This is a genomic window from Nonomuraea sp. NPDC002799, from assembly GCF_053592075.1.
The window spans coordinates 288,817-313,154 of record NZ_JBSFVA010000004.1; the positions used below are offsets into that span (position 1 = coordinate 288,817).

Genomic DNA, 24,338 nt, shown 5'->3' on the forward strand with positions numbered 1-24,338 from the left:
AGACGAGACGGAAGCCCCGTCTGTGACATCTCCGAACACCGGGCCGACCAGGCGCGCTCGCGCGACGGCTAGGCGGGGCCCATGCCGGTCGCGATGCCGAACATCTCGTGCGCGACCCCGAATCCGAGGTCGTGCACAAGCCGCCGCTTCCATGGCCGCTGGGCGATGGCGTGGGTGAGCCGCCGGGTGGTGCGCGGGCTCTGTGCGATGGTCTCGGCGAGCTCCCAGGCTCGGGGGAGCAGCCGGTCGCCGGCCAGGACCTCGTTCACCAGCCCGAGGGTCAGCGCCTCCTGGGCTCCGATCGGCTTGCCGGTGTAGAGGTGGTAGGCGGCCCGCTTGGTGCCGATCAACTCCTGCAGGGTCAGCTGCTGGCCGTCACCCGGCGCGACCCCGGCCAGCAGGTGCGGGTCCACGATGGTGGCGCTCTCGGCGGCCAGCGTGATGTCGCACAGCAGCGCGAACTCGGTGTGCGCGACGCTGGGCCCGTTGATCGCCGCGATGGTGGGGATGTCGATGCCGAAGACGAAGTTCTCCAGCAGCTTGATCGCGTCGTAGTAGGTGTGCTCGTAGCCGAAGTCGCGGGGCCGCGGCTGCTCGATGAGCTTCGTGGACGCCTCCTTGGCGTCGGCGCCCTCGGCGCTGAGCCAGACGTCGCCGGTGCCGGTGAGGATGAGAACCTCGTTGTCCGGATCGTTGCCGATCTCCTGCCAGGCCTGGGCCCAGGCATTGTGCACGGCGAAGTCGAACCGGGCGGGGCCGCCGCCGGTGTGCATCCTGAGCTCGATGATCCCCGAACGCCGCGTCATGACGAAGTAGTCGGCGTACTTCTCGGCGTACTCCTCGAAGCTCGGGCGCCGCACGTAGCCGCCTTCGCGGGCATGCCAGTCGTCCATTTCCTTGGTCATCTCGAGCCACCTCAAGAGTTAGCGGAGCAGTGCTCCGAATAATATGGAGCACTGCTCCGATTGTGCAACCCCCGCATCGGCATACGTTCACGCCTGTCAAACTGGGTGCCGATGGGGCCGCCCGACCCGAGGAGATCCGTGACTCCCTTCGCAGCACGCCCCCCGGGCGACCGGGCTCTCCGCGAGGGGGCGGACCTGGTCGAGCGGGTACGCGGGCTCGCCTCCGGGGGCGACCGCGTCGTGCTCGGCATCGCGGGCTGCCCGGGCGCGGGCAAGTCGACGCTGGCGAGCTGGCTGGTCGGCCGCCTCACCTCGGCGGGACTGCCGGCGGTGTGGGTGCCGATGGACGGCTTCCACCTGGCCGACGTCGAGCTCGAACGCCTCGGCCGCCGGGGCCGCAAGGGCGCCGCCGACACCTTCGACGCGCACGGCTACCTCGCGCTGCTGCGCCGCATCCGCGCCGAGACCTCGAACGTCGTCTACGCCCCTTCCTTCGACCGCGAGATCGAGCAGCCCATCGCCGGCGCCATCCCGGTCCTGCCGCAGGTGCGGGTCGCCGTGAGCGAGGGCAACTACCTGCTCATGGGGGAGGAGCCGTGGCGGCGGGTGCGGGCGGCCATGACCGAGGTCTGGTACGCCGACCTCGACGACCGCGTACGGCTGGACCGCCTCGTCAAGCGGCACGTACGGTTCGGCAAGGCTCCCGAGGAGGCCGCCCGGTGGGTCGCGGAGGTCGACGAGCCCAACGCCGCCGCCATCCGCGCCACCCGCGAGCACGCCGACCTCCTGGTCGACCTCAACGCCTTGTCACCTGCCCCGCCCGCCTGATCCGCTTGTCAGTGGACGACGCGGAAGGTCGCGTCCTGCCTGTCGGCGGCGGGCGAGCTCGAGCTGAGCGGATCGATGCGCAACACGTAGCCGGAGTGCCTGATGTAGCGGTCCGGGTAGTTGTAGGAGCGGAACGACGTCCACGAGGAGTCGGCCAGCCCGGACGCGCGGTAGAAGGTCGCGTCCGCCTTGAACGCGGTCGAGTTGTCGTTGGTGTTGAGCACCAGGGCGTAGCCGGAGTGCCGCAGATACATGCTCGGGAAGTTCACCGACTGGAACGACACCCCGGCCGGGTCGGCCAGTCCCGGCACCAGCTTCCACTGCTGGTCCTGGTACGGGTCGAACGGGTAGACGTCGATGCGGGCCACGTTGTTCTGGTGGCGCACGTAGCGGTCGGGGAAGTTGTAGGACTTCAGCCGGTTCCAGGCCGGTGTGCCCCATCGGGCGATCAGGTTGCTCATCTCGGCCGCGGTGATCGGGGTGATGCCGGGGTGCTTGGAGTTGAGCGGCTGGGTGTAGTCCCGATCGTTGAGCCGCGTCCACGAGCCGCCGCTGAGGCTGCTGCTCTGCCAGGCGAAGAAGCGCCCGTTGGGGTTGTAGGTGTCGCCCCACAGGTACCAGGCGCTGGAGGTCAGCGACTTGTACGCCTCGGGCGCCTCCACGCCCCGCCCCGGCGAGATCCCGCCGGTGTACGTGCTGAAGCCGCCCGGGTTCAGCGAGCCGGCCCGGGCTCCCACCAGGGAGTCGTTGGCGGTGCTCTTGAAGTAGAGATAGTGGGATGAGCCGTCGGAGTTGAGGTTCCCGTCGATCACGGTGTAGCCGGGGTCGAAGAACGTCTGGGGGCCGGTGGCGGTCACGAAGTCGGTCGTGTAGTCGGCCATGATGACGCCGCGGCCACCGCTGACGGCCGAGTAGATGATCGCGTACTGGCCGCGCGAGGCGTCCCAGAACGCCTCCGGCGCCCAGCTGTGCGTCGCCAGCGAGTGCAGCTTCAGCCGCCGGTAGTTGGCGAACGTCCGCAGGTCGGGGGAGTCCCACACGTGGATGTACTGGTTGTTCTGCGTGAAGTCGGTGCCCTTCAGGTCGGTGGCCAGGACCACGAACGCGCCGTCCTGCTTGCGCAGGATGAACGGGTCGCGCAGGCCGCCGGTGCCCTGGGTGGGGGTGGTCACCGGGTTGTTCTGGTTCAGCGGCGTCCAGTTCAGGCCGTCGGAGCTCACCGCCAGGTGCAGGCCGTAGTTCGCGCCGGTGGTGCTGGGCGACTCGGTGAAGTACGCCATGGCGTACCCCGAGTAGACGGCCGCGGAGGCCGTGCCCGGCCGGGTGACGCCCAGCATCGCGGCGATCATGAGCATCACCGCGGACAGCCGTACAGGGATGCCGCGCATGTCCACGCTCCAGAATCATGTTATCGCTAACATTTCGGGATGCTGGGGGCCGCACCGGCTCCTGTCAACGGCCGGAAGCGTGCCGCCGGGGAACCCGCACCTGGGCGGCCCGCTCCAGGTGAAAGTTTCAGGCGTCGTACCGCGGATATGTGTCCATGATCCAGCCGTAGCGGGCGGGCGAGGGCCCCGGCGCGCAGCTCGCGGATGCCGATCATGAGGAGCCGCCGCACGTAGCGGTGTGCCAGAGCGGGCGATATACGATATCGCTCGCAATTCACCCGAGCACGCGCCCGAGGAGCATCGTGAATCTGGTCGAGCAGGGCACCGCCTTCGCCGCGTTCTGGGAGGAGAGGCACCTGTGCACGCTCGCCACCACGCGCCCTGACCGGCCTCCGCACGTGGTGCCGGTGGGCGCCACCCTGGACCTGGCGACCGGGATCGCCCGCGTGATCACCTCGGGTTCGTCGTACAAGGCCCGGCTCATCGGCGCGTCCGGTGCCCTGGTCGCGCTGTGCCAGGTGGACGGCCGCCGGTGGTCGACACTGGAGGGCCGGGCCGTGTTGCGGACGGAGCCGGCGGAGGTGGCCGACGCCGAGCGCCGCTACACCGTCCGTTACAAGCCCCCTCGCCCGAACCCGTCCAGGGTCGTCGTGGAGATCCAGGTGACGCGCGTGCTGGGCAACGTGTGAGCACCGTCGTCGGCATCGGCGCGGACGGCTGGGCGCGGTGGTGGCGGGGGCCGGCCTGCCGGACGAGGTCGTCCTGCGCGGCACGCCGGCCGACATCGCCGCCCTGGTCCACGAGGCCGGGATCCGGCGAACGGCGGTGATCGTCGTCGGGCGGGTGCTGACGGCGTCGCAGTTCCCCGACGGTCACCTCTACCGCGCGGAGCGAACGAGGACGTGAGGCGCGTCCCTCCTCACGGGACGGACCAGGACGTGAGGTGCGTTCTTCCTCGTGGAGCGGACCAGGAAATGAGGCGCGTCCCTCCTCTTTGGGAGCGTCGGTACCGTTCAGTCGTCCTTGACGCCGTAAGTGGACGCCCGGAACAGGAACGAGGCCCAGGACCGGTAGGGCCGCCACACCTCGGCCAGCTTCCGATAGGCGGTGGGCGGCGCGTCCTCGGGCAGCCCGTACGCCTCGCGCAGGATCCCGAACAGGCGCGGCTCGTCGCCGGGGAACGCGTCCGGCGCGCCCGCGCCCCGAATCAGGATCAACCCCGCCGAGAACGGCCCCACCCCGGGCAGGGCCCGCAACTCCGCCAGAGCCTCTTCCGGTGCCAGGGCGCGCAGGTGCTCGGTGGTGAGCACGCCGTCGAGCGCCGCCCTGGCCAGCCCGCGCAGCCACTCCTCCTTCTGGGCGGGCAGCCCCAGGCCGCCGGCGTCCAGCAGTGACACCGGCGGGGGGAAGGCGGTGTAGGTCTGCCCGTCCACGGTGACCTCGGCGCCGTGGCGGTCGGCGATGCGCTGCTTGATCCGGGAGGCGATGAGCATCGAGGAGCGCTGCACGATCACCGCCCAGCAGGCCGCCTCCCACGGGCTCCAGAAGCACACCGGCCGCAGACCCGGGCTGCGGCGCTGGAGATCGCCGAGCACCGGATCGCTCTCGCCGAGCTTGGCGAAGCCGGCGCCGTCGACGTCGAGGGAGAGGATCCGCGCCACCTCGCCCCGGATCCCGGGACCCGGGGCTCGCGTCGTGGCGACGGACACCCCGCCGGGCGCGGCGGTCACGGTCACGCCGATCGGCAGCCAGTCGGACTCCGCGTTGTAGGCGAAGCGCAGCGCGCGGCCGTCGGACGGCAGCGCGCTGGTGGCCGGCCAGTCTTCGACGAATCGCAGGCCGGCGCCGAAGTCGAACGGGCCTTCGGCGGTGAGCGTGAAGCCGTGCGTGGTCATGCCCGTATGTTAGGAGACCTGACCGACAAGCCCGGACCCGTCGAGCCTGGAGTCACTCAGCCTCGCTGACCAGCCGAAAGCCCGTCGTCCGGGACGGCTGGCGCGAGCCGGACCTGACCTCCGTCCTCCTGCCGGAGCACCACCGCTGGGCGTGACGCGCCCGGGAGGTCTCGGCCCGTGGCAGGCCCCGGAGCCTGCCACATCATCCGGTGACGCGGGGGTAGGGGCGGGCGTAGTCGGAAGAACGGGGAGAGCGCCATGAGCCTTATCGGGGAATGGCTGAGGAAGATCGAGAACCTCGCCAGAGGGCATTCCAAGCAGGCCGACCAGCTGGTGGATCGCGCCGAGCGGTTCGCGAAGGAGCGGACCGGCCACAAGTACGACGACCAGATCGAGAAAGGCGCCGACTCGGTGCAGCGCCGCTACGGCGGCCAGACCTCGGACACGCCTGCCACCCCTGAACAGCCCCGGCAGGAGCCGTCCAGACGGCAGGACTGGCAGGGCTGACCCCGAGCCGGAGCAGGGGCGCCACGGCGGGGGCCCGTCGGCGAAAGGGCGACGCCCGCCGAGCGTCGGAAACCCGGCGGCGAAAGCGACGCCCGCCGGGGCCCGGCTGCGACAGGGCGACGCCCGCCGAGCGTGGGGGCTGGGCGGGCGTCGTCGTGTGCGCCGGAGGGTCAGCCGCGCGCCGCCGCCTCCATGACCTTGCGGGAGTCCCGCTCGAACGAGGCCCGGGCCCCGAGCGTGACCAGACCGCCCACGACCATGGGGAGCACCAGGATGTACATGCCGCCCAGCAGCGAGCCGAGCTGATCCGAGGCGATGCCCACCACCAGCGAGCCGAAGGCGGCCCCGGCGGTGATCAGCAGTTGCAGGACGGCGAAGCCGAGGCCGCGCGCGGCGGCGGGCACCACGTCCGCCAGGCACGCCGTCATGTTGGGGATCGCGATGGACATCAGCGAGCAGGCGACCAGCACCAGGACCGTGAGCGCCCAGACGGACTCCATGGACAGCGCCAGCGCCAGCACCGCGGATCCGGCCGTGATGCCGCCGCCGCCCGCGAGCAGACGGCCGCCCGGACGGGTCCCGTGCCACTTCCGGCCGAGCCACGAGCCGACGAGGGTGCCGGTGAGGGTGCCCGCGATCGTGATCAGGCCGCTCAGCGAGCCGGCCGTGCCCACGCTGACGCCGAAGCCGCGCACCATGAGCGTGGGCAGCCAGTAGAAGATCCCGGCCAGGCCGAGGGTGAGGAGAGACAGGCCGACACAGACGAACACCAGGGTGGGAATGCGGATGACCTGCCGGAACTGCTGCCAGAACGGCACCTTCGCCGCAGGCTCGGAAACAAGGGGAGCGGACGCGGGCGACCCGGAAGCCATGGAAGCGGCGGGGGCGGCTTCGCCGGTGGCGACCAGCCGGTCCAGCTCGCCGCGTCGCGGCTCGCGCAGGAACCAGACGAGCAGCGCCGTGAGCACCCCGGGCACGACCATGATCAGGAACGCCGTACGCCACGAGAACGCCTCGGCCAGCACGCCGCCGAGCAGCGTCCCGACACCGCCGAGGTACGTGGTGACCCGCGTGAGCCCGTACGCCTTGGCCCGGCTGACGGGCGGGTAGTAGTCGGCGAGCAGGCTGCCCGCGGCCGGGTTGTCGATGTTCTCGGCCGCCGCGAGCAGCACCCGCATCAGGTAGAACAGCGCGAACCCGGTGGCCAGCCCGGAGCCGAGCGTGGCGATGGCCCAGAGGAAGACCACCACCGCGATGATCCGGGTGCGGCTGACCCGGTCCGCCAGATAGCCCGCCGGCAGCGCCACGATGGCGGCGGCCAGGGCGGCGGCGGTCGGGATGGAGCCGGCCGCGGTGTCGCTGAAGCCCCATTCCGCCTGAATCGCCGGGAGCACTCCCGCCAGCAGGTTGCTCTCGATGCGGTCAACGAGTCCGACGATGAAGAGCACGACCAGCGGCGCCCAGCCGAACGGCGCGCGCGATCCTCCGTCGATGGCGCCGGCGCGCGGCGAACCCAACGTCCCGAGCATGCCCACCCTTCCAGTAGGAAAATCTAGAATTTCGTTCTAGGGTCATGTTCCAGTCAGAGTGGCATAAGTCACAGGATTCGTAAATGGGGGGTTACGGGCGATTTTCGCGGTATGCCGCTCCGCTACGGTGTTCGGATGGTCAACGGGGCGCTGCTGGTGGCGGGCACCACATCGGACGCGGGAAAGAGCGTGGTCACCGCCGGAATCTGCCGCTGGCTGGCCCGCCAGGGCGTCCGCGTCGCGCCTTTCAAGGCCCAGAACATGTCGCTCAACTCGTACGTCACCGCGGAAGGCGCCGAGATCGGCCGCGCGCAGGCGATGCAGGCGCAGGCCGCCGGTATCGAGCCCGTGGCGGACATGAACCCGATCCTGCTCAAGCCGGGCAGCGACCGCCGCAGCCAGGTCGTCCTCATGGGCACCCCGGTCGCCGACGTGGACGCGATGGAGTACGGCGCGCTCAGGGATCTGCTGCGCACCACGGCGCTGGAGGCGTTCGACCGGCTCAGGAAGCGGTACGACGTGGTGGTCTGCGAGGGCGCGGGCAGCCCGGCCGAGATCAACCTGCGCCGCGGCGACATCGCCAACATGGGCCTGGCCAGGGCCGCGAACCTGCCGGTGATCGTGGTCGGCGACATCGACCGGGGAGGGGTGTTCGCCGCGTTCTACGGCACGGTGGGCCTCCTGGACGCCGCCGACCAATCCCACATTTCCGGATTTGTCGTGAACAAGTTCCGGGGTGCCCGCGAGCTGCTGGAGCCAGGTCTCGACCTGCTCCGGCAACTGACCGGCCGCGAGGTGTACGGCGTGCTGCCCTGGCTCGACGGCCTCTGGCTGGACGTCGAGGACTCCCTGGCCCTGGACAACCGCACCGTCCCGGTACGGGCGCCGTACGGCCGGCAGACCCTGCGCGTGGCCGTCGTGCGCCTGCCGCGGATCTCGAACTTCACCGACCTCGACGCGCTGGCGGCCGAGCCCGGTGTGCTGGTGCGTTTCATCACCGATCCGGCCGAGCTGGACGACGCCGACCTGGTGGTGCTGCCGGGCTCACGGGCCACGGTCGACGACCTGGCCTGGTTGCGCCGCACGGGCCTGGCGGCGGCCATCACCGAGCGGCAGGGGCCCGTGCTGGGCATCTGCGGCGGCTTCCAGATGCTCGGGCGGAAGATCACCGACACGGTCGAGTCGGGGCGGGGCGAGGTCGAGGGGCTCGGCAGGCTGCCGGTGCGGGTGGTGTTCGAGCGGGAGAAGCGGCTGACCCGGCCCGAGGGCACGGCCTACGGGCAGCCGGTGCGCGCGTACGAGATCCACCACGGCAGGGCGACGGTGGAGGGCGGGGAGCCGTTCCTCGACGGGTGCCGGATGGGGAACGTCTGGGGCACCGCCTGGCACGGCGCCCTGGAGAACGACGGCTTCCGCCGGGCCTTCCTGGCCGACGTGGCCGGGCGGGCGGGGCGCGGGTTCGTCCCGGCGCCGGACACGGACTTCGCCCGGTTGCGGGAGGAGCGGCTCGACGCGCTCGGCGACCTGGTGGAGCGGCATCTCGACACGGACGCGCTGCTCCGGCTCATCGAGCACGGCCCCCCGGAGGTTCCGCTCCTGCCCCCGGGCGCAGCCGCTGGGCGGTGATCCAGGCGTCGATCTCCTCCCAGTGGTCGTACAACCAGCGGATCTGCTCCTCGCGCTCGCGCGGCACCTCGGTGGCGGGCACCCGCCACCACTTCGCGGTGATCTGAGCGCTGAAGGGCAGCTTGCGCCAGACGTCCCCGAGCGTGATGAGATGGTCGAGCCCGGTGTGCGCCACGAAGATCACGTCGGCCGCCGGGCAGGCCGAGATGGCGGCGATGGCGCCGTTCGGGCGGGGCGGCAGCAGGTGGTCCAGGCCGCGGGCCCGCTCGGCCTCCTCCTCCAGCCCCTTGTCCTCCAGCCGCTTGATCGCCAGCCGGCGGCGGCGCGGCGTGAAGTTCCCGCCCTCCGGGAAGATCACCAGGGCGTCCCGGTCGTCCATGGTCGCGGCCAGCCGCCGGATCTCCTTGATCACCCCCTGCTGTCCCGATCCGCGGGGCACGAACGCGTTCGGCAGCCGGTTGATCACCACGTCCAGCGAGGGGTCGAACTGCAGCGCCGCCTTCATGACGATCCTGGGCCGCCGCCGGTAGACGGCCAGGAGCTGGTGGATCAGCAGGAAGGAGTCGCCGGGTCCCGCGTGCCGGGACAACACGATGACCGGCCGGGTCAGCCGCGCGGCCCGCTCGTCCTCGGTGAGCTCCGGCTCCTCCACGCTCACGACCAGCCGGAAGATCCGCACCGCCGCCGCGTACACCTTCGCCAGGAACCATCCGATCAGGGCATAGTGCCGCTCCTCGCGCCGGCTCCCGCCCACCACCCACAACCACAGGCACGCCATCAGCACGGCAGACTCCAGCGTCAGCCACGCGACCGCGAACCAGACGAACCTCGCCCCCCTGCGCTGCGGCGGCGGCAGGCGCAGCGAGGCGGCGGCCGTGACGACCAGCCAGAACGGCAGCGTCACGACCATGAACACGGTCATGACGATGACCAGCGGGGCCAGCACGAGCCGGCGCAGGATACGTGGTGGGAGCAACAGGGCCTCCCTCAGCGGTCTCCCCTATCCTGCCCTGTTCCGCAAATACCGGGAAGACGCCTCGTGGGCCCGGTCGATGGCGGCGGAGACCTGGGACACGTCGCGGTAGCGCATGAGCGACAGCGGCTCGGTGACCCCGGCGGGCAGCACGTGCACCTCGACGCCCGGCGGCAGCGTGGCCAGGTCCTCGGCGAACCGGTGGCGGCGGGCGATCTCGAACGCCACCATGCCCACCTCCCAGAAGCGCCGGGGCGGCGTGAGGGGCCGTTCGATGCGCCCGACGTGCAGGACATACACACGCTTGGCCCCGAGCTGCACGGCCCGCCCGATCGGGATGCTGTGCACCAGCCCGCCGTCGTAGAAGTGCTCGCCGCCGATGACGACGGGCGGCAGCAGCCCCGGCACCGCGCACGAGGCCAGCACCGCGTCGACCAGCGGCCCCTGCGTGAACCAGTGGGCCGCGGCCCGCTCCACCGAGGCCGCCACGCACTGGAACGGGACGCTCAGCTCCTCGATCCGCTCAACCTGCACGGTCCTGGCCAGCACCTCCCGAAGGGGCCCGTTCGGGTGCAGATGGGTGCCGGTCCTGGCCAGTGTGGACAACCGGGTCACCCAGGAGCCCGCGAAAGCCGTGCGCACGACGTCGGAACGCCACAGGGCCGTCAGCCTGGTGACCGCCTCGGCCGGGTCGGCGGCGATGAGCGCCCCGTTCAGCGCCCCGACGGACGTGCCCACCACGAGGTCGGGGCGGATGTCCGCCTCGTCCAGCGCCTGGAGCATGCCGACCTCGTGCGCGCCGAGCACGCCACCACCACCGAGTACGAACGCGGTCTCCACACCGCTCACCCCCCTCTCCTTGCCGTGCCCCGGAAACGAAGCAGGCAACAAAGCTGCCGGATCCGCCCATGACGGAGCGGCCCGGCGAGCGAGACCATTCGGCCATGACAGCAGTGGTGCAGGCCGAAAGGCTGACCAAGTATTACGGGAAACGCCGGGGGCTGGAGGATCTGACGCTGGAGATCCAGCCGGGTGAGATCTTCGGCTACCTCGGGCCGAACGGCGCCGGCAAGACCACCACGCTCAGGTTGCTGCTCGACGTGATCAGGCCGACCCGGGGCACGGTACGCGTGCTCGGCGCCGAACCGCGCGACGCCGCCGTGCGCGGCCGGATCGGCTATCTGCCGGGCGAGCTGGCGCTGGAGGGCCGCGAGCGGGCCAAGGACTACCTGCGCTTCCTCGGGCGGATCCGCGGCGGCGTGCCCGACGCCCGCATCGACGCGCTGGCGGAGCGGTTCGAGGCCGACCTGACGGTGCAGATGCGCAAGCTCTCCAAGGGCAACAAGCAGAAGGTCGGCCTGATCCAGGCGTTCATGCACGAGCCGGAGTTCCTCATACTCGACGAGCCGACCGGCGGGCTCGATCCGCTGGTGCAGCAGGAGTTCCTGGCCATGGTGCGGGAGGTGCGCGCCTCCGGGCGGACCGTGCTCATGTCCTCGCACGTGCTGGCCGAGGTCGAGAGCGTCTCCGACCGGGTCGGCATCGTCCGCGCCGGCCGGCTGGTCGCCATCGAGAACGTCGCGGCGCTGCGCGAGAAGGCGGTGCGCCGGGTCGAGCTGCACTTCGACGCGCCCGTGCCGCGCGCGGCCTTCGAGAACCTGCCCGGCGTACGCGACCTGCGCGTCGAGGGCGCCGGCGTGCGCTGCACGATCGACGGACGCCCGGACGCCCTGATCAAGGCGGCGGCGCGCTTCACCGTCGTGCACCTGGTGAGCGCGGAGCCCGACCTCGAAGAGATCTTCCTGACCTACTACAGCGACGAGGAGCGGCACCATGATCGCCAAGAGTCTGCGTGACAGCCGGCGGGCGCTCATCTGGTGGTGCGCCGGCATCAGCGCCTTCATCAGCGTCTACCTGGGCACGTACGCCAGCGTCAGGCAGAGCCCGGAGACGTACGGCCCGGTGATGATGGACAAGTTCCCCGGCCCGCTGCGCGACCTGCTGGGCGGCATCCAGGACTTCACCTCCGGCGTCGGCTACCTGCAGACGGTGGTCTACCAGCTCTTCATCCCCATGTTGTTCATCGTGTGCGCGGTGCTGCTGGCCAACCGCGCCATCGCGCAGCCGGAGGAGGCGGGCACGCTGGAGCTCGTCGTCACGCTGCCCGTCGACCGGCGGCGGCTGGTGCTGGACAGGTTCGCGGCGCTGGTCGTGCTCCTGGCGGTGGTGGCCCTGGTGACGGTGGTGGTCGCGTGGGCGGTCAGCGAGTCCGTCGAGATGGGCGTCCCGTTCGGCCGGATCCTGGCGGCGCACCTGGGCGTGCTCCTGCTCGGGCTCTTCTTCGGCAGCGTGACACTGGCCGTCGGCGCCGCCACCGGGCGCAGGGCGGTCGCCGCGGCCGTCGCCGGAGTGTGGGTGGTGGCGGGCTACATGGTCGTCACGGTCGGCCGGAACGTCGACGCCATCGCCTGGCTGAAGTGGGCCTCGCCGTTCCACTACTACGCCGAGGGCCGGCCGCTCTATGAGGGGCTGCCGGTCGGGGACTACCTTGTGCTGGCGGGAGCGACGGCCGTGCTCGCGCTCACCGCCGTGCTCGCCTTCGACAGGCGTGACGTAGGAGTGTGATGGCGATCTCGGAGATGCCCGCCGGCCTGCTCGGCGGGCATCGGCAGGTGCTGGCCGAGCATGCCGCGACCGGGCGTCTGCCGGGCCGCGACGCGCTCGACTCCTACCGGGCGGCGGGCACGCGGGCCGCCGAGCTCGGGATCCCGCTGCGGTCGCTGGTGGACGGGGCGCTCGCCGCCGGGGATGGCCTGGCCGGGGTGCTGCCCGCGCTGCGCAAGGCGGTGTCCGCGCTGATGGAGGGCTACGAGCAGGCGCAGCGCGCGGCCATCAGGAACGAGGAGGACGCGCGCAGGGAGTTCGTGGACGACCTGCTGCAGGGGCGGGCCGAGCGGCTGGCCGAGCGGGCGGAGCACTTCGGGCTGCGGCTGGCGGAGTCGTACGTGGTGGCGGTGGCGCGCGGCCTGCGCGACGGCGACCAGGACCGGATCGAGCGGGACCTGATCGCCAGGTTCGGCTCCCACAACGTGCTGGTGGCCGTGCGCGACGGGCTGCTGGTGTGCGTGACCCCGGCGACGTTGCCGGCCGCCGTGGGGGAGTTCACCCACCACGTACGCGCCCGCTTCCCGGCCGGATGGCGGGCCGGCGTCGGCCGGGCGCACCGGGGGCCCAGCGGGGTGGTCTCCTCCTACCGGGAGGCGGCGCAGGCGTTGGAGGTGGCCGACGGGCTGGGGTTGCGGATCGACGTGGTCAAGGCGGCCGACCTGCTGGTCTTCCCCGTGCTGCTGCGCGACAGGAGCGCCATGGAGGACCTGGTCACGAGCGTGCTCGGCCCGCTGCTGGCGGCGCGGGGCGGGCACGGGCCGCTGCTGGAGACGCTGGAGGCCGTCTTCGCCTCGCACGGCAACCAGACGGCCGCGGCCAGGCGGCTGGGGCTCAGCCCGCGGGCGGTCACGTACCGGCTGGAACGTATCCGCCGCCTGACCGGTTTCGCGCCCGACGACCCGACGCAGCGCTTCACCCTGGAGACCGCGGTGCTGGGCGCCCGGCTGCTCGGCTGGCCCGCCGGGCCCGGTCATTGAGGCGGTCTTCAGTCGCTGACGGCCAGGCGGATGCCGAAGCCGACGATGACGACGCCGGTCAGGCGGTCGAGCAGGCGCCGCACCCACGGCGCCCGCAGGAACCCGCCCATCAGCGCGGCGAACCCGATGAGCAGCGCGCACCACAGCAGCCCCTCGGCCACGTGCACGCCCGCCAGCGCCAGCCCCATCACCGCGTGGGGCGCGCCGGCCGGGATGAACTGCGGCAACATGGCCACGTAGAACGCGCCCACCTTGGGGTTGAGCAGGTTCGTGACCAGGCCGCGGGTGAACCCCTTCCTGAAGCGCACCTCCTCCGGCCGCTCCGCGGCCTCCGCGGCGGCGGACCTCGTCAGGAGCAGGCGCAGGCCCATCCACACCAGGTACGCCGCCCCGGCCCAGCGCAGGACGTCGTAGGCCGGCTGGGAGGCGGCCAGCAGCGCCGACAACCCGGCCGCGGTGAGCACGCCCCAGATCAGCGTGCCGAGCTGGATGCCCAGCGTCACCCCCCATGCCGGGCGCCGGCCCGCCAGCAACGACGTGCGCAGGACGAGGGCCGTGTCGAGCCCCGGGGTGATGGTGAGCAGCGCCACCACGGCGGCGAACGACCAGATCGATCCAGCGATGTCCATGTTCGTCAGGGTATGAGGAGGAGCTTTCCGGTGGTACGGCGGCCGGCCAGGTCCTCGTGGGCCTGGCGGGCGTCGGCCAGCGGATAACGACGGGAGACGTTGATGGCGAGTTGTCCCCCGGCGATCCAGCCGAACAGGTCGGAGGCGCGCTGGAGCAGCTCCGCGCGGTCGGCGATGTAGTTGACGAGCGTGGGCCTGGTGAGGAAGAGCGAGCCATGCCGGTTGAGCGTCTGGGGGTCGAGCGGGGGGACGGGGCCGCTGGCGGCGCCGTACAGGGCCATGAGGCCGCGCGGGCGCAGCACGGCTAGCCCGCCGTCGAACGTGGCCGCGCCGACCCCGTCGTAGACCACGTCGATCGACCGGCCCAGGGTCTCGGCGAAGTCGTCGTAGCGCAGCACCTCGTCGGCGCCGGCCGCGCGCGCCTGCTTCTCCTTCTCCGCGCTGGAGACCGTGGTGCAGACCTTGGCGCCCCTGAGCTTGGCGAGCTGGATCAGCAACTGGCCCATGCCGCCGGCCCCGGCGTGGATGAGCACGTCGTCGCCCTGGCGCACCTCGTGGGTGGAGTGGGTCAGGTAGTGGGCGGTCATGCCCTGCAACATCGTCGCGGCCGCCAGCTCGGCGGACACGCCCTCGGGCACGGGCACCACGCGATCGGCCGGGACCACCGCCTTCTCGGCGTAGCTGCCCATCACCCCGGCCCAGGCCACGGTGTCGCCGACGGCGACGTCGCGCACGCCCGGGCCGACGGCCGAGACGGTGCCGGCGCCCTCGGAGCCGATGGCCGTCGGCAGATCGAGCGGGTAGGCGCCGGAGCGGTGGTAGATGTCGATGAAGTTGACGCCGCTGGCCGCCACGTCGACCACGACCTGCCCGTCACCCGGTGACGGGTCGGGACGCTCGACGTATTCGAGAACCTCTGGGCCGCCCTGGGCGGAGACGATGATGGCATGCATGCCCCTAGTCAACTCCGCTTCGGGCCACCCGTGCCACCCGGGGCTCACGCCGCCGTCGGCCCCGTGCCGCCCGGGGGCTTATGCGGCCGTCGGTCCCGAGCTGCCCTGGCTGGCGTGCCAGAGCCGCCGGGGCGGGCCGGCGACGGCCGGGGCCAGGTCGGAGTAGGGGGACAGGCGGAAGCCGTTGGCGTACTCGATCTGGCGTCCGCCGACCCCGGCCTGCTCCTGCGGCGCCCGGCCGAGGACGGCGCGGACCGCGTCGGCGCCCTCGGCGCGCCAGAGCGCGTCCAGGTCCGCCAGGTCCCAGCAGTCGACCGCGCGCATCGACACCGCCCGCGTGCCCGTGCGCCGGACCACCCCCCTGGCCAGCATGAGCCACGAGCCGAACACCGTCGCCGCGCACCGGCCCTGCACCGACTCGAAGAACGTCAGGTCGATCGGCCCCGTCGAGTCGTCCAGCGTGGTGAAGATGACCCGCTGGCCCGAGCGGACGGCAGGCGTCTGCGTCGCCACCTTGACCCCCGCCACCAGGATCTCCGCCCCGTTGCGCTGGGCGAGAAGATCTCGGGAACGCACCACCCCGAGGGCGTCGAGCAGCTCGCGGTGGAAGCTGATGACGTGGCGGCTGACGTCGATGCCGAGGATCTCCAGCTCCGCCTCCACCATCTCCGACTCCGTCATCTCGGGCAGCTCGCCGGGCGGGAGGTGCTCGGTGAACCCCAGCGGGAGCTGGGTGGACGGTTGCGGCTCGGGGCGGGCGGGGCGGGCGGAGGTGTAGCGCTTGGACGCGCGGGGGCCCGCCCGGACGCCGATCGACGAGGACCGGTCGAGCGCGCCGATCTGGGCGATCAGGTCGCGCCTGGTCAGCTCGCCCGGCCGCCAGCGCGGGCCGCCAGGACGCAGCTCGTGCAGCGCGTCCAGGCCGCCGACCTGGACGATCCGCTCGATCGTGGGCCGCGAAGGGCGAGCCCGGTCCCAGAAGTCGGCCAGCGACGTGTACGGCTGCCCGGCGACCATGCGCTCGACCTCCGCCTCGCTCACCCCCTTGATCGCCGAGAACGGCACCCGCAGCGCGTACCCCTTGCCGATCTCCTCGATCTTGAAGTCCCTGACCCGGCGCCGCGCGTCGTCCCCGGAACCGGCCTCCAGGGCGGCCGGCCGCACCCGCACCTGAACGCGTGGCCCGAGCCGCTCCACCCGCCAGTCCTTGCCCGACTTGTTGATGTCGAGCGGCAGGATCTTGACGCCGCACTGCCGGGCCTCGTCGATGATGACCCGCGAGGGGTACATGCCGGGCTCGTGCGTGAGCACCCCGGCGAAGAACGCCGCCGCGTGGTGCCGCTTCAGCCAGGCCGACTGGTAGGTGGGCAGCGCGAACGCCGCCGCGTGCGCCTTGCAGAACCCGAAGGCCCCGAACGCGTCCAGCACCTTCCAGGCCCGCTCGACGGCCGCGTCGCCGAACCCGTTGGCCCTGGCCAGGGGGACGAACGCCCGGCGCACCCGGTCCCGCCCCTCCGGCGTGCCCAGCGTGCGCCTGAGCTGCTCGGCGAACGACAGGTCGCGCCCGGTCATCACCGAGATGATCTTGAGCACCTGCTCGTGGAAGACCACGACGCCGTGCGTCTCCTTCAGCGCCGCGCGCAGCCGCTCGTGCGGATAGTACGGCTGCCGCCACCCGTGCCTGGCCTCCAGATAGGGCGTCACCATGTCGGAGTTGACCGGCCCCGGCCGGAACAGCGAGATGTCCACGATCAGGTCGTGCATCCGGCGCGGCTCCAGCTTGGCCACCAGCTCGCGCTGGCCCGGCGACTCGATCTGGAAGCAGCCGAGGGTCCGGGAGGCGCAGATCATGTCGTAGGTGTCCTGGTCGTCGTGCGGCACGTACTGGACCTCCTGATCGTCGCCCCGCTGGGTGTCCAGCTCGACCACGACGTCGTCCACGCGCCTGATCTCGCCCAGCGTGTACGCCATCGCGGACTGCATCCGCACGCCCAGCACGTCGAGCTTGAGCAGCCCCGCCTCCTCCACGTCGTCCTTGTCGAACTGCGACATCGGGAACTCCAGCAGGCTGCGTTCCACCGGTGTCCTGTCGCGCAGCCCCGAGTTGCCGATCAGCACGCCGCACGGGTGCAGCGCGATGTGCCGGGGCAGGCCGTCGAGCCGCTCCGCCAGCCGGAACACCCGGTCGAGCCCCGCCTCGCCGAGCCGGCTGTCGCGCAACTCGGGCAGGTCGCTCAGGGAGGCGGTGATCTGCCTGGCCCTGACGTGCGGGAACGCCTTGGCGATGGCGTCGATCTCGTGCGGCGGCAGGCCCATCGCCCCCGCGACGTCGCGGATGGCGCTGCGCGCCCGGTAGGTCTCCATCATGGACACGCAGGCCACGCGGGACTCGCCGTAGCGGTCGAAGATGGCCTTGTAGCAGTCGAGCCGGCGGGCCGACTCCACGTCCATGTCGATGTCGGGCAGCCCGATGCGGCCCTCGGACAGGAAGCGCTCCATGAGCAGGCCGTGTTCGAGCGGATCCACCTCGCCGATGCCGATGAGGTAGTTGACCAGGCTGCCCGCGCCCGAGCCGCGGATGGCGCAGCGGATGCCCATCCCGCGGATCATGTCGGTGATGCCGGCCACGGCGATGAAATATCCGGACAGGCGCTTGCTTTCGATGATGGCCATCTCCGCCCGCAGGCGCTCCCTGGCGCCGTCCGAGCGGTCGAGCCCGCGGGTGGCCAGCCCGTCCTCGACCCGGTGGCGCAGCAGCGGCACCGGATCGCGGCCGATCTCGGGCAGGTGCAGGTCGGGCGGGTTGTTGCGGAGCGCGAGCAGGCTGAGCGGATCCATCGAGCAGGCCTCGGCCAGCCGCCTGGTCGTGCGCAGCAGCCGCGCCACCCGCTCCTGGTCCGCGCCGCAGACCTTGGCCGCCACCTGCCACATCTCCTTGGTGCTCTTGAGGTAGGCGTGGGAGGTCGTCCGGTCGAGATGGCGCGGGTGCAGCGGGACGAGCTGGCGGGCCGCGTCGAGCACGTCGCCGACCTGGTGGTCGGCCGGGTCCAGGTAGCGCGCGGCGTTGGTCAGCACGGCCGGCACGCCCATGGACTCGGCCAGGCCGAGCATGCGCACGGCGGTGATGGCGTCGCGGAAGCCGTACTGGTCGACCAGCTCGATCACCACGCCGGGCACCGCGGCGCGCCACAGGCCGAGCAGCGTCCTGGCGTGCTCGTCGCGGCGCTCGGCCACCGCGCGGCCCACGTCGGACCTGGGGCCGAGCAGCACCACGAGCCCGTCATCGGCGCCGAACCCGTGCTCGCCGGGACCGCCCGCCCACTCGCCGGCCAGCTCCCTGGTCACCTTGGGCGCGCCGCGCTCGCCGGTGTGGTGGGCGGCCGTGACGAGGCGGCACAGGCGCGACCAGCCGCCGGAGCGGGCCAGCACCGTGACGCGGTCCTCGGCGTTCGGCCCCGTCCTCGGGCGGGGCGGATGGATCCCCGGCACCGGTGCGAAGGCCGGGGCGGGGACGTCGAGCGCCAGGTTCACGCCCAGGACCGGGGCGATCCCGGCCTCCGCGCACGCCTGGGCGTGCTTGATCGCGCCGTAGAGCCCGTCGCGGTCGGTCAGCGCCAGGATGTCCATCCCGTGCTCGGCCGCCCGGCTGACCAGCGCCCGCGGGAAGGCGGTCCCGTAGCGCATGGAGTAGGAGGAGCAGACGTTGAGGTGCGGGAACGGGGGCGCCATCAGTCCCACGCCCGCAGCAGCAGCCAGCCGTCGCCGGCGGTGTCGTAGCGCAGCTCGTAGGAGCCCACCTCACGCCCGGGGCTGGCCTCCACCCGCCAGAACTGGCGCTCGCCGGGATCGCCCTCGCCGGTCTTCCACCACTCGCGCGCGACCACCCAGTGGTCGAGGACACGGCGGACGAGATAGAGCCGGTCGCGCCAGACGAACTGGGTCGGCTCCCCGTCTCTGGTCCACACCTCTATCGGATCGCCATAGAGTCTGCTCAAGACGCTTCTCCCCGCGGCTCTGGTCGGTTGCTGAGCCACCCGGGGGAAGACGGGCGCTTACGAGTCGAACATATGTTCTCACGGCCTCAAGCGCAAGTCGCCTGCCTGCCGTGCGAGCGGGTTCGCGCCGATCGAGTTGCGGATGCTGAAGGTCACGCTGCCCGGCCGGTAGCGGTCGTCCGACGACTCCACCGGCCTGCCCTCATGGGTGGTCGTGGTCCTGCGCTGGCGCAGCAGCGGGCTGCCCCGGCGCACCCCCAGGAGCCTGGCGTCCCGTGAGCCGGCGGAGACCGCGTCGATGAGGTGCTCGCCGTAGGCGAACACGAGCCCGATCGCGTCGTAGAGCGCCTCCGTGACGGACTCGCAGCCGGCCGGGAGCCGCTCGACGGCGGCGGCCACCCATCTGGCGTACACCGTCCGCTCGAGCAGCACGGGCTCGTCCTCCAGCGAGCGCAGGCGCAGCACCTCCAGCACCTCCTCGGTGCCGAGCCGGGCCGCCTCGGCGGCGTCGGCCGCCCTGCGGCGCTGCTCGATCACCTGGCCGCCGAAGCGGTGGCCGTTGCCGCGCGCCCACTGCGCGAAGCTGTGCAACTCGGCGAAGCTCTGGCTGCGCGCGGTGCCGAGCACGATGCGCCGGGCGCCCTGACGGGAGCCGACCAGGCCCTCCGCCGCGAGCACGGCCACCGCCTGGCGCACCGTGCCGCGCGCCGCGCCGTACCGTGCGGCCAGCTCGGACTCGCTGGGGAGCTGGGAGCCGACGGGATGCGCGCCGCCGATGATCTCCCCGCGCAGCTCATCGGCGATCAGTTCATAACGCGCAACCATCCCCGCTCCCTGTCATTCACGAAAGAGCAACGTTCATGCGACTTACTGGTGCTCGCTTGTTTGTACAAGTTCCCTTAGGTTCTTTCCACACCCCCAGCAAAGTGGAGGCGTCGTGTTCACACCTCGCGCCCGTGCGGCCGGCGTAGCCGCGGCCATCACCCTAGTAACAGCGGCGTGCGGAGCCGCTCCTGGCACCCAGCAGACCACTCAAGCCTCCCAAGGCGGGACGAACGCGGCCACGGCCGCCTCGGCCGCCGCCTTCGGCGGCCTCGACAAGCTCGTCGAGGCGGCCAAGAAGGAGGGCAGCCTGCACGTCATCGCCCTGCCGCCCGACTGGGCCAACTACGGCGAGATCATCGAGAAGTTCCAGGCCAAGTACGGCATCAAGATCGAGAGCGAGACCCCCGACGCGGCCAGCGCCGACGAGATCAACGCCGTCAAGACCCGCAAGGGTCAGGACCGCGCCCCCGACGTGCTCGACCTCGGCCAGTCGTTCGCGATCAGCGGCGCCAAGGAGGGCCTGTTCGCGCCCTACCAGGTGCAGGTGTTCGACAAGATCCCCGAGGGCCAGAAGGAGGCCACCGGGCTCTGGGTCAACGACTACGGCGGCTACGTGTCCATCGGCTGCGACGCCAAGAAGATCACCACCTGCCCGCTGAGCTTCGCCGACCTGCTCAAGCCCGAGTACAAGGGCAAGGTCGCGATGAACGGCAACCCGACCAAGTCCGGCTCGGCCTTCGCCGGCGTGTACGCGGCCGCCATCGCGAGCGGCGGCTCCTTCGACGACATCCAGCCCGGCATCGACTTCTTCAAGAAGCTCAAGGACGCCGGCAACTACAACCCGGTCGAGACCACGCCCGCGACCATCGAGAAGGGCGAGACCCAGATCAGTATCGACTGGGACTACAACAACGCCGCCTACGCGCCCCAGATGGCGGCCAAGGGCCTCGACTGGAAGGTGAACATCCCCACGGACGGCAAGTACTTCCAGATGTACGCCCAGGCCATCAACAAGGACGCGCCCCACCCGGCCGCCGCCCGGCTCTGGCAGGAGTACCTCTACAGCGCCGAGGGCCAGAACCTCTACCTCAAGGGCTTCGCCCGCCCGGTCCTGCTGCCGGTCATGACCTCCGACGGCACCGTGGACCAGGCGCTGGCGGCGAAGCTGCCCGCGGTGGATGGCACGCCCGCGTTCCCCACGAGCGAGCAGGTGGACGCGGCCAAGGCCAAGCTGGCCGGCGGCTGGGACACCGCGATCTCGGGATGAGCCGCACCCGTTCGAGGGGCTGGCTGGGCGCGCTGCCGCTGCTGGCGTTCTACGCGTTCGTGTTCGGCGTCCCCGCCATCGCGCTGGTGGCGGGGGCCTTCACGGCCGACGGCCGGCCGAGCACGGCGAACCTGGCGCAGAGCCTGCGGGGCGGCTACCTCACCGCCATGATCGGCAGCGTCAAGCTGTCGGCCGTGGTCGCGCTGGCGGGAGCCGCCCTGGGGACGTTCCTCGCCTACGCCGTCGTGACCTCCCGCTCCAGGTGGCTGCGCGAGTCGGTGCTGACGGCCTCCGGCGTGCTGGCCAACTTCGGCGGGGTGCCGCTGGCGTTCTTCTGGATCGCCACGCTCGGCAACTCCGGCGTGATCAGCGGCCTCGTCGGGCTGCCCTCGGGCGCGCTGTACACCTTCTGGGGGCTCGCCGTGGTCTACCTCTACTTCGCGGTCCCGCTGATGGTGCTGGTCATGGCTCCGGCGCTGGACGGGCTGCGCCCGCAGTGGCGCGAGGCCGCGGCCAACAGCGGGGCCACCGCCTGGCACTACTGGCGCTTCGTCGCGCTGCCCGTGCTCGCGCCGGCGATGCTGGGCGGGGTGGTGCTGCTGTTCGGCTCGGCCTTCTCCGCGTACGCGACCGCGAACGCCATGGTCGGGACCGTCGTCCCGCTGGTCACGTTGAAGATCGCCAGCGCGCTCACCGGCGACGTGCTCATCGGCTACGAGAACATCGCGCTGGCCCTCAGCCTCGACATGGTCCTGGTGGCCGGCCTGGTGATGGCGATCTACCTGCCGCTGCAGAGGAGGAGCTCCCGATGGTTGCACTGACCGGCCTGGAGCGCGTCTCCGGGCGGGCGTCCCGGCCGCGGGTGTGGCGCGGGGCGGTCTTCCTGCTGGCCGCGGCCTACTTCCTGATCCCGCTCGGCGCCTCGCTCTGGTACACGATCTACACGCCCACCGCCGGGGTGTCGTTCTCCGCCTACGGCGAGCTGCTGACGGCCGACGGGTTCGTGCGGTCGCTGACGATGTCGCTGGCGCTGGCGGTCGCCACGATCGTGCTGGTCCTGCTGCTGGCGCTGCCCGCGATGCTGGCCGTCCGCCTCTTCGCGCCGCGGTTGCGCCCGGTGATGGAGGTGTTGTGCACATTGCCGCTGGTGGTGCCGCCGATCACGTTCGTGGCCGGGATCGGCACGTCGCTGCGCACCGGGACCGAGGTGCTGGCGCCGACGCCGTTCTGGGGCACGGTGATCGCGATGCAGGATCCGGGCTTCCCCGTGGTGCTGGTGCTGGCGTACGTGGTGCTCGTGCTGCCCTTCGTGTACCGGTCGCTGGACGCCGGGCTGCACACCATGGACGTGCGGACGCTGGTGGAGGCGGCCCGCAACCTGGGGGCCTCGTGGCCGTACGTGCTGCTCCGGGTGGTCGTGCCCAACCTGCGCTCGGCCCTGGCCAGCGCGTCGTTCCTGACCCTGGCCCTGGTGCTGGGGGAGTACACCGTCGCGAGCCTGCTCGGCTACGAGCCGTTCGCGGTGTGGATCGTGACCGTCTCCGGGTCCAAGGGCCAGCTCTCGGTGGCCGTCTCGATCCTTAGCCTCCTCCTCATCTGGTTGTTGTTGCTGGCCGTGTCGAGGGCGTTCGGTAAGGAGAAGCGGAAATGACCGCATCGGTGGAGTTCCGCGGGCTGCGCCGGGTGTTCGGCAAGACGGTCGCGCTGGACGGGTTCGACCTGATCGTGGCGCCCGGCGAGCTCGTCGCGCTGCTCGGCCCCTCGGGCTGCGGCAAGACGACGGCGCTGCGGTGCGTGGCCGGGTTCGAACGGCCGGACTCCGGCGCGGTGCTGGTGGACGGCAAGGACGTCACGAACGTTCCGGCCAACAAGCGCGACGCGGGCATGGTCTTCCAGTCCTACTCGCTCTTCCCCAACCTGACCGCCCGCGACAACGTCGCCTTCGGCCTGCGCGTCCGCAAGGTGCCCGTGGCCACGAGGCGGGCGAAGGCGGACGAGCTCCTCGAACGCGTCGGGCTGCCTGCCCACGCCGGCCGCTATCCGCACGAGCTCTCCGGCGGCCAGCAGCAGCGCGTCGCCCTGGCCCGCGCGCTCGCCCTGGAGCCGCGCGTGCTGCTGCTGGACGAGCCGCTGTCGGCCCTGGACGCCAAGGTGCGGGTGGCGCTGCGCGAGGAGATCCGCCGCCTGCAGCTCGACCTGGGCATCACCACCATCTTCGTCACCCACGACCAGGAGGAGGCCCTGTCGATCGCCGACCGGGTGGCGGTGCTGCGCGACGGGCGGCTCGAACAGGCCGGCGCGCCCGCCGAGATCTACGACCGGCCGGCCACGCCGTTCGTGGCCGAGTTCGTCGGCGCCATGAACCACCTGGCCGGGCAGGTCTCCGGGGACCACGTCACGGTGCTCGGGCAGCTCCTGCCCGTGGACGGTCCCGTTCCCGCTGATCCGTCCGTCGACGTGCTGATCCGTCCGGAAGCCGTCCAGGTCACCGCGACCGTGGACGGCCCCGCCGAAGTGCTCGCCGCGTCCTTCCGCGGAGCCTCCGTCCGGCTCCGGCTGGCGGTCGATGGCGGGGAGGTACTCGCCGACGTGCCGGGACACGAGGCGGTACGGCTCGCGCCCGGGACCCGCGTGGTCGTGCGGCTGGTGGAGCGGCCCGTCCTGGTCGCGGCCCGCACGGTCACGGTCCCCGCGCCCGTCGTGGCCGCCGATGCCGTCTGACCCCGGCGGCGTCCTGCTCGGCCCCGACCTCGACGGGCCCGACGCCGTCCTGCTCGACATGGACGGCACGCTGGTCGACACCGAGGGGCTGTGGTGGCAGGCGGCCGCCGCCGTCGCGGCGTCACTCGGCCGCCCGCTGGGGGCCGCCGACGTCCCGCACGTCCACGGGCGGACGATCGGGGACGTGGCCGCGCACCTGGGCGAGCCGGCACTGGCCGGGCGGCTCACCGACGCCTTCGCCGACCGCATCGGGCGGGGCCTGACGGTCGTGCGGGGAGCGCCGGAGCTCCTGGCCGGGCTCGCCGCCACCGCCATCAGGACCGCCCTGGTCAGCGCCTCCCCCCGGAGCATCGTGGAGCTGGTGCTGCCGCGGCTGGGGCACACGTTCGACCTGGTGATCGCGGATGAGGACACCGAGCGCGGCAAGCCGTACCCCGATCCCTATCTGGAGGCGGCGCGGCGGCTCGGGACGGTGCCCGCGCGGTGCGTCGCCATCGAGGACAGCCCGGCGGGCATCGCGGCGGCCACGGCGGCCGGCTGCCGCGTTCTGGTCGCCGGGCCGGCGAAGGGACTGCCCTCGCTGGGCCGCGTACGCGAGGTCTTTCGCGGATGGGGACCCGCGTCACCTGCGGAGGATGCCCCATGTGGGTAAG

At 72.0% G+C, this 24,338-nt stretch carries 24 protein-coding genes; 13 read left to right on the forward strand and 11 right to left on the reverse strand.

The window, feature by feature from the left end; translation table 11 throughout:
• Positions 1–68 precede the first annotated feature (68 nt).
• The gene (locus tag ACWD0F_RS10680) at positions 69–905 is read right to left on the reverse strand and encodes an enoyl-CoA hydratase/isomerase family protein (protein WP_449874012.1); all 837 of its coding nucleotides are present in this window, start codon (positions 903–905) and stop codon (positions 69–71) included.
• Between the two features lie 138 nt (positions 906–1,043).
• Here ACWD0F_RS10680 and ACWD0F_RS10685 point away from each other — a divergent pair, with 138 nt between their 5' ends.
• Entirely contained in the window at positions 1,044–1,733 is a 690-nt protein-coding gene (locus ACWD0F_RS10685) for a nucleoside/nucleotide kinase family protein (protein WP_449874014.1), read from the forward strand.
• 8 nt (positions 1,734–1,741) lie between these two features.
• Here the strand turns inward: ACWD0F_RS10685 and ACWD0F_RS10690 are convergent, their stop codons facing one another.
• The gene (locus tag ACWD0F_RS10690; protein WP_449874015.1) at positions 1,742–3,121 is read right to left on the reverse strand and encodes a glycoside hydrolase family 43 protein; all 1,380 of its coding nucleotides are present in this window, start codon (positions 3,119–3,121) and stop codon (positions 1,742–1,744) included.
• 302 nt (positions 3,122–3,423) lie between these two features.
• Here ACWD0F_RS10690 and ACWD0F_RS10695 point away from each other — a divergent pair, with 302 nt between their 5' ends.
• Entirely contained in the window at positions 3,424–3,810 is a 387-nt protein-coding gene (locus tag ACWD0F_RS10695) for a pyridoxamine 5'-phosphate oxidase family protein (protein ID WP_449874017.1), read from the forward strand.
• Between the two features lie 37 nt (positions 3,811–3,847).
• The gene (locus tag ACWD0F_RS10700; protein ID WP_449874019.1) at positions 3,848–4,027 is read left to right on the forward strand and encodes a hypothetical protein; all 180 of its coding nucleotides are present in this window, start codon (positions 3,848–3,850) and stop codon (positions 4,025–4,027) included.
• Between the two features lie 107 nt (positions 4,028–4,134).
• Here the strand turns inward: ACWD0F_RS10700 and ACWD0F_RS10705 are convergent, their stop codons facing one another.
• Positions 4,135–5,016: a DNA-3-methyladenine glycosylase family protein gene (locus ACWD0F_RS10705; RefSeq protein ID WP_449874020.1), complete on the reverse strand. Its 882-nt coding sequence runs from the start codon at positions 5,014–5,016 to the stop codon at positions 4,135–4,137.
• 258 nt (positions 5,017–5,274) lie between these two features.
• Here ACWD0F_RS10705 and ACWD0F_RS10710 point away from each other — a divergent pair, with 258 nt between their 5' ends.
• On the forward strand, positions 5,275–5,523 hold the full coding sequence (locus ACWD0F_RS10710) for an antitoxin (protein ID WP_449874022.1): 249 nt from the start codon (positions 5,275–5,277) through the stop codon (positions 5,521–5,523).
• 170 nt (positions 5,524–5,693) lie between these two features.
• Here ACWD0F_RS10710 and ACWD0F_RS10715 read toward each other — a convergent pair whose 3' ends face one another.
• Positions 5,694–7,052 (reverse strand): MFS transporter, encoded by a 1,359-nt coding sequence (locus tag ACWD0F_RS10715; RefSeq protein ID WP_449874024.1) that lies wholly within the window; start codon positions 7,050–7,052, stop codon positions 5,694–5,696.
• Positions 7,053–7,187: 135 nt separating this feature from the next.
• On the opposite strand from ACWD0F_RS10715, the gene ACWD0F_RS10720 reads away from it, so the two are divergent.
• Complete coding sequence (locus ACWD0F_RS10720; RefSeq protein WP_449874026.1) at positions 7,188–8,678, forward strand: cobyric acid synthase; 1,491 nt, start codon at positions 7,188–7,190, stop codon at positions 8,676–8,678.
• Here the strand turns inward: ACWD0F_RS10720 and ACWD0F_RS10725 are convergent.
• Both ACWD0F_RS10725 and ACWD0F_RS10730 read right to left on the reverse strand, forming a co-directional pair.
• A complete protein-coding gene (locus ACWD0F_RS10725) occupies positions 8,617–9,654 on the reverse strand; it encodes a 1-acyl-sn-glycerol-3-phosphate acyltransferase (RefSeq protein WP_449874028.1) in 1,038 nt (345 codons plus the stop codon). The two genes, ACWD0F_RS10720 and ACWD0F_RS10725, sit on opposite strands and share 62 nt — an antisense overlap.
• Before the next feature lie 24 nt (positions 9,655–9,678).
• Positions 9,679–10,500 carry a patatin-like phospholipase family protein gene (locus ACWD0F_RS10730; RefSeq protein WP_449874030.1) on the reverse strand — a complete coding sequence of 274 codons (822 nt, stop codon included), beginning with the start codon at positions 10,498–10,500 and terminating at the stop codon, positions 9,679–9,681.
• Between the two features lie 95 nt (positions 10,501–10,595).
• Between ACWD0F_RS10730 and ACWD0F_RS10735 the strand changes: the two genes are divergently transcribed.
• Genes ACWD0F_RS10735 through ACWD0F_RS10745 form a run of 3 tightly spaced genes read left to right on the forward strand, consistent with a single transcriptional unit; the run spans position 10,596 to position 13,295 of the window.
• On the forward strand, positions 10,596–11,507 hold the full coding sequence (locus ACWD0F_RS10735; protein ID WP_449874032.1) for an ABC transporter ATP-binding protein: 912 nt from the start codon (positions 10,596–10,598) through the stop codon (positions 11,505–11,507).
• Entirely contained in the window at positions 11,485–12,276 is a 792-nt protein-coding gene (locus ACWD0F_RS10740) for an ABC transporter permease subunit (protein ID WP_449874034.1), read from the forward strand. Before ACWD0F_RS10735 ends, ACWD0F_RS10740 begins: the two co-directional genes overlap by 23 nt.
• Entirely contained in the window at positions 12,276–13,295 is a 1,020-nt protein-coding gene (locus ACWD0F_RS10745) for a PucR family transcriptional regulator (protein ID WP_449874036.1), read from the forward strand. Before ACWD0F_RS10740 ends, ACWD0F_RS10745 begins: the two co-directional genes overlap by 1 nt.
• Positions 13,296–13,303: 8 nt before the next feature.
• Here ACWD0F_RS10745 and ACWD0F_RS10750 read toward each other — a convergent pair whose 3' ends face one another.
• From ACWD0F_RS10750 to ACWD0F_RS10770, 5 genes are all read right to left on the reverse strand, one after another.
• Positions 13,304–13,924 carry a LysE family translocator gene (locus ACWD0F_RS10750; RefSeq protein WP_449874038.1) on the reverse strand — a complete coding sequence of 207 codons (621 nt, stop codon included), beginning with the start codon at positions 13,922–13,924 and terminating at the stop codon, positions 13,304–13,306.
• Between the two features lie 5 nt (positions 13,925–13,929).
• A complete protein-coding gene (locus ACWD0F_RS10755; protein ID WP_449874040.1) occupies positions 13,930–14,877 on the reverse strand; it encodes a quinone oxidoreductase family protein in 948 nt (315 codons plus the stop codon).
• 78 nt (positions 14,878–14,955) lie between these two features.
• Positions 14,956–18,606, reverse strand: a complete 3,651-nt coding sequence (locus ACWD0F_RS10760) for a DNA polymerase III subunit alpha (RefSeq protein ID WP_449874042.1) — start codon at positions 18,604–18,606, stop codon at positions 14,956–14,958.
• Positions 18,606–18,872 (reverse strand): DUF6504 family protein, encoded by a 267-nt coding sequence (locus ACWD0F_RS10765; RefSeq protein WP_449874044.1) that lies wholly within the window; start codon positions 18,870–18,872, stop codon positions 18,606–18,608. The genes ACWD0F_RS10760 and ACWD0F_RS10765 overlap by 1 nt, the downstream gene beginning before the upstream one ends.
• Before the next feature lie 78 nt (positions 18,873–18,950).
• The gene (locus tag ACWD0F_RS10770; protein ID WP_449874046.1) at positions 18,951–19,697 is read right to left on the reverse strand and encodes a GntR family transcriptional regulator; all 747 of its coding nucleotides are present in this window, start codon (positions 19,695–19,697) and stop codon (positions 18,951–18,953) included.
• Positions 19,698–19,809: 112 nt separating this feature from the next.
• Here ACWD0F_RS10770 and ACWD0F_RS10775 point away from each other — a divergent pair, with 112 nt between their 5' ends.
• Genes ACWD0F_RS10775 through ACWD0F_RS10795 form a run of 5 tightly spaced genes read left to right on the forward strand, consistent with a single transcriptional unit; the run spans position 19,810 to position 24,337 of the window.
• Positions 19,810–20,964, forward strand: a complete 1,155-nt coding sequence (locus ACWD0F_RS10775) for an ABC transporter substrate-binding protein (protein ID WP_449874048.1) — start codon at positions 19,810–19,812, stop codon at positions 20,962–20,964.
• Positions 20,961–21,785, forward strand: a complete 825-nt coding sequence (locus ACWD0F_RS10780; RefSeq protein ID WP_449874050.1) for an ABC transporter permease — start codon at positions 20,961–20,963, stop codon at positions 21,783–21,785. The genes ACWD0F_RS10775 and ACWD0F_RS10780 overlap by 4 nt, the downstream gene beginning before the upstream one ends.
• The gene (locus ACWD0F_RS10785) at positions 21,773–22,615 is read left to right on the forward strand and encodes an ABC transporter permease (RefSeq protein ID WP_449874052.1); all 843 of its coding nucleotides are present in this window, start codon (positions 21,773–21,775) and stop codon (positions 22,613–22,615) included. The genes ACWD0F_RS10780 and ACWD0F_RS10785 overlap by 13 nt, the downstream gene beginning before the upstream one ends.
• Positions 22,612–23,685, forward strand: coding sequence for an ABC transporter ATP-binding protein (locus ACWD0F_RS10790; protein WP_449874054.1), 1,074 nt, complete (start codon positions 22,612–22,614; stop codon positions 23,683–23,685). Before ACWD0F_RS10785 ends, ACWD0F_RS10790 begins: the two co-directional genes overlap by 4 nt.
• Entirely contained in the window at positions 23,675–24,337 is a 663-nt protein-coding gene (locus ACWD0F_RS10795; protein WP_449874056.1) for an HAD family hydrolase, read from the forward strand. Before ACWD0F_RS10790 ends, ACWD0F_RS10795 begins: the two co-directional genes overlap by 11 nt.
• The last annotated feature ends 1 nt before the right edge of the window (position 24,338 follow it).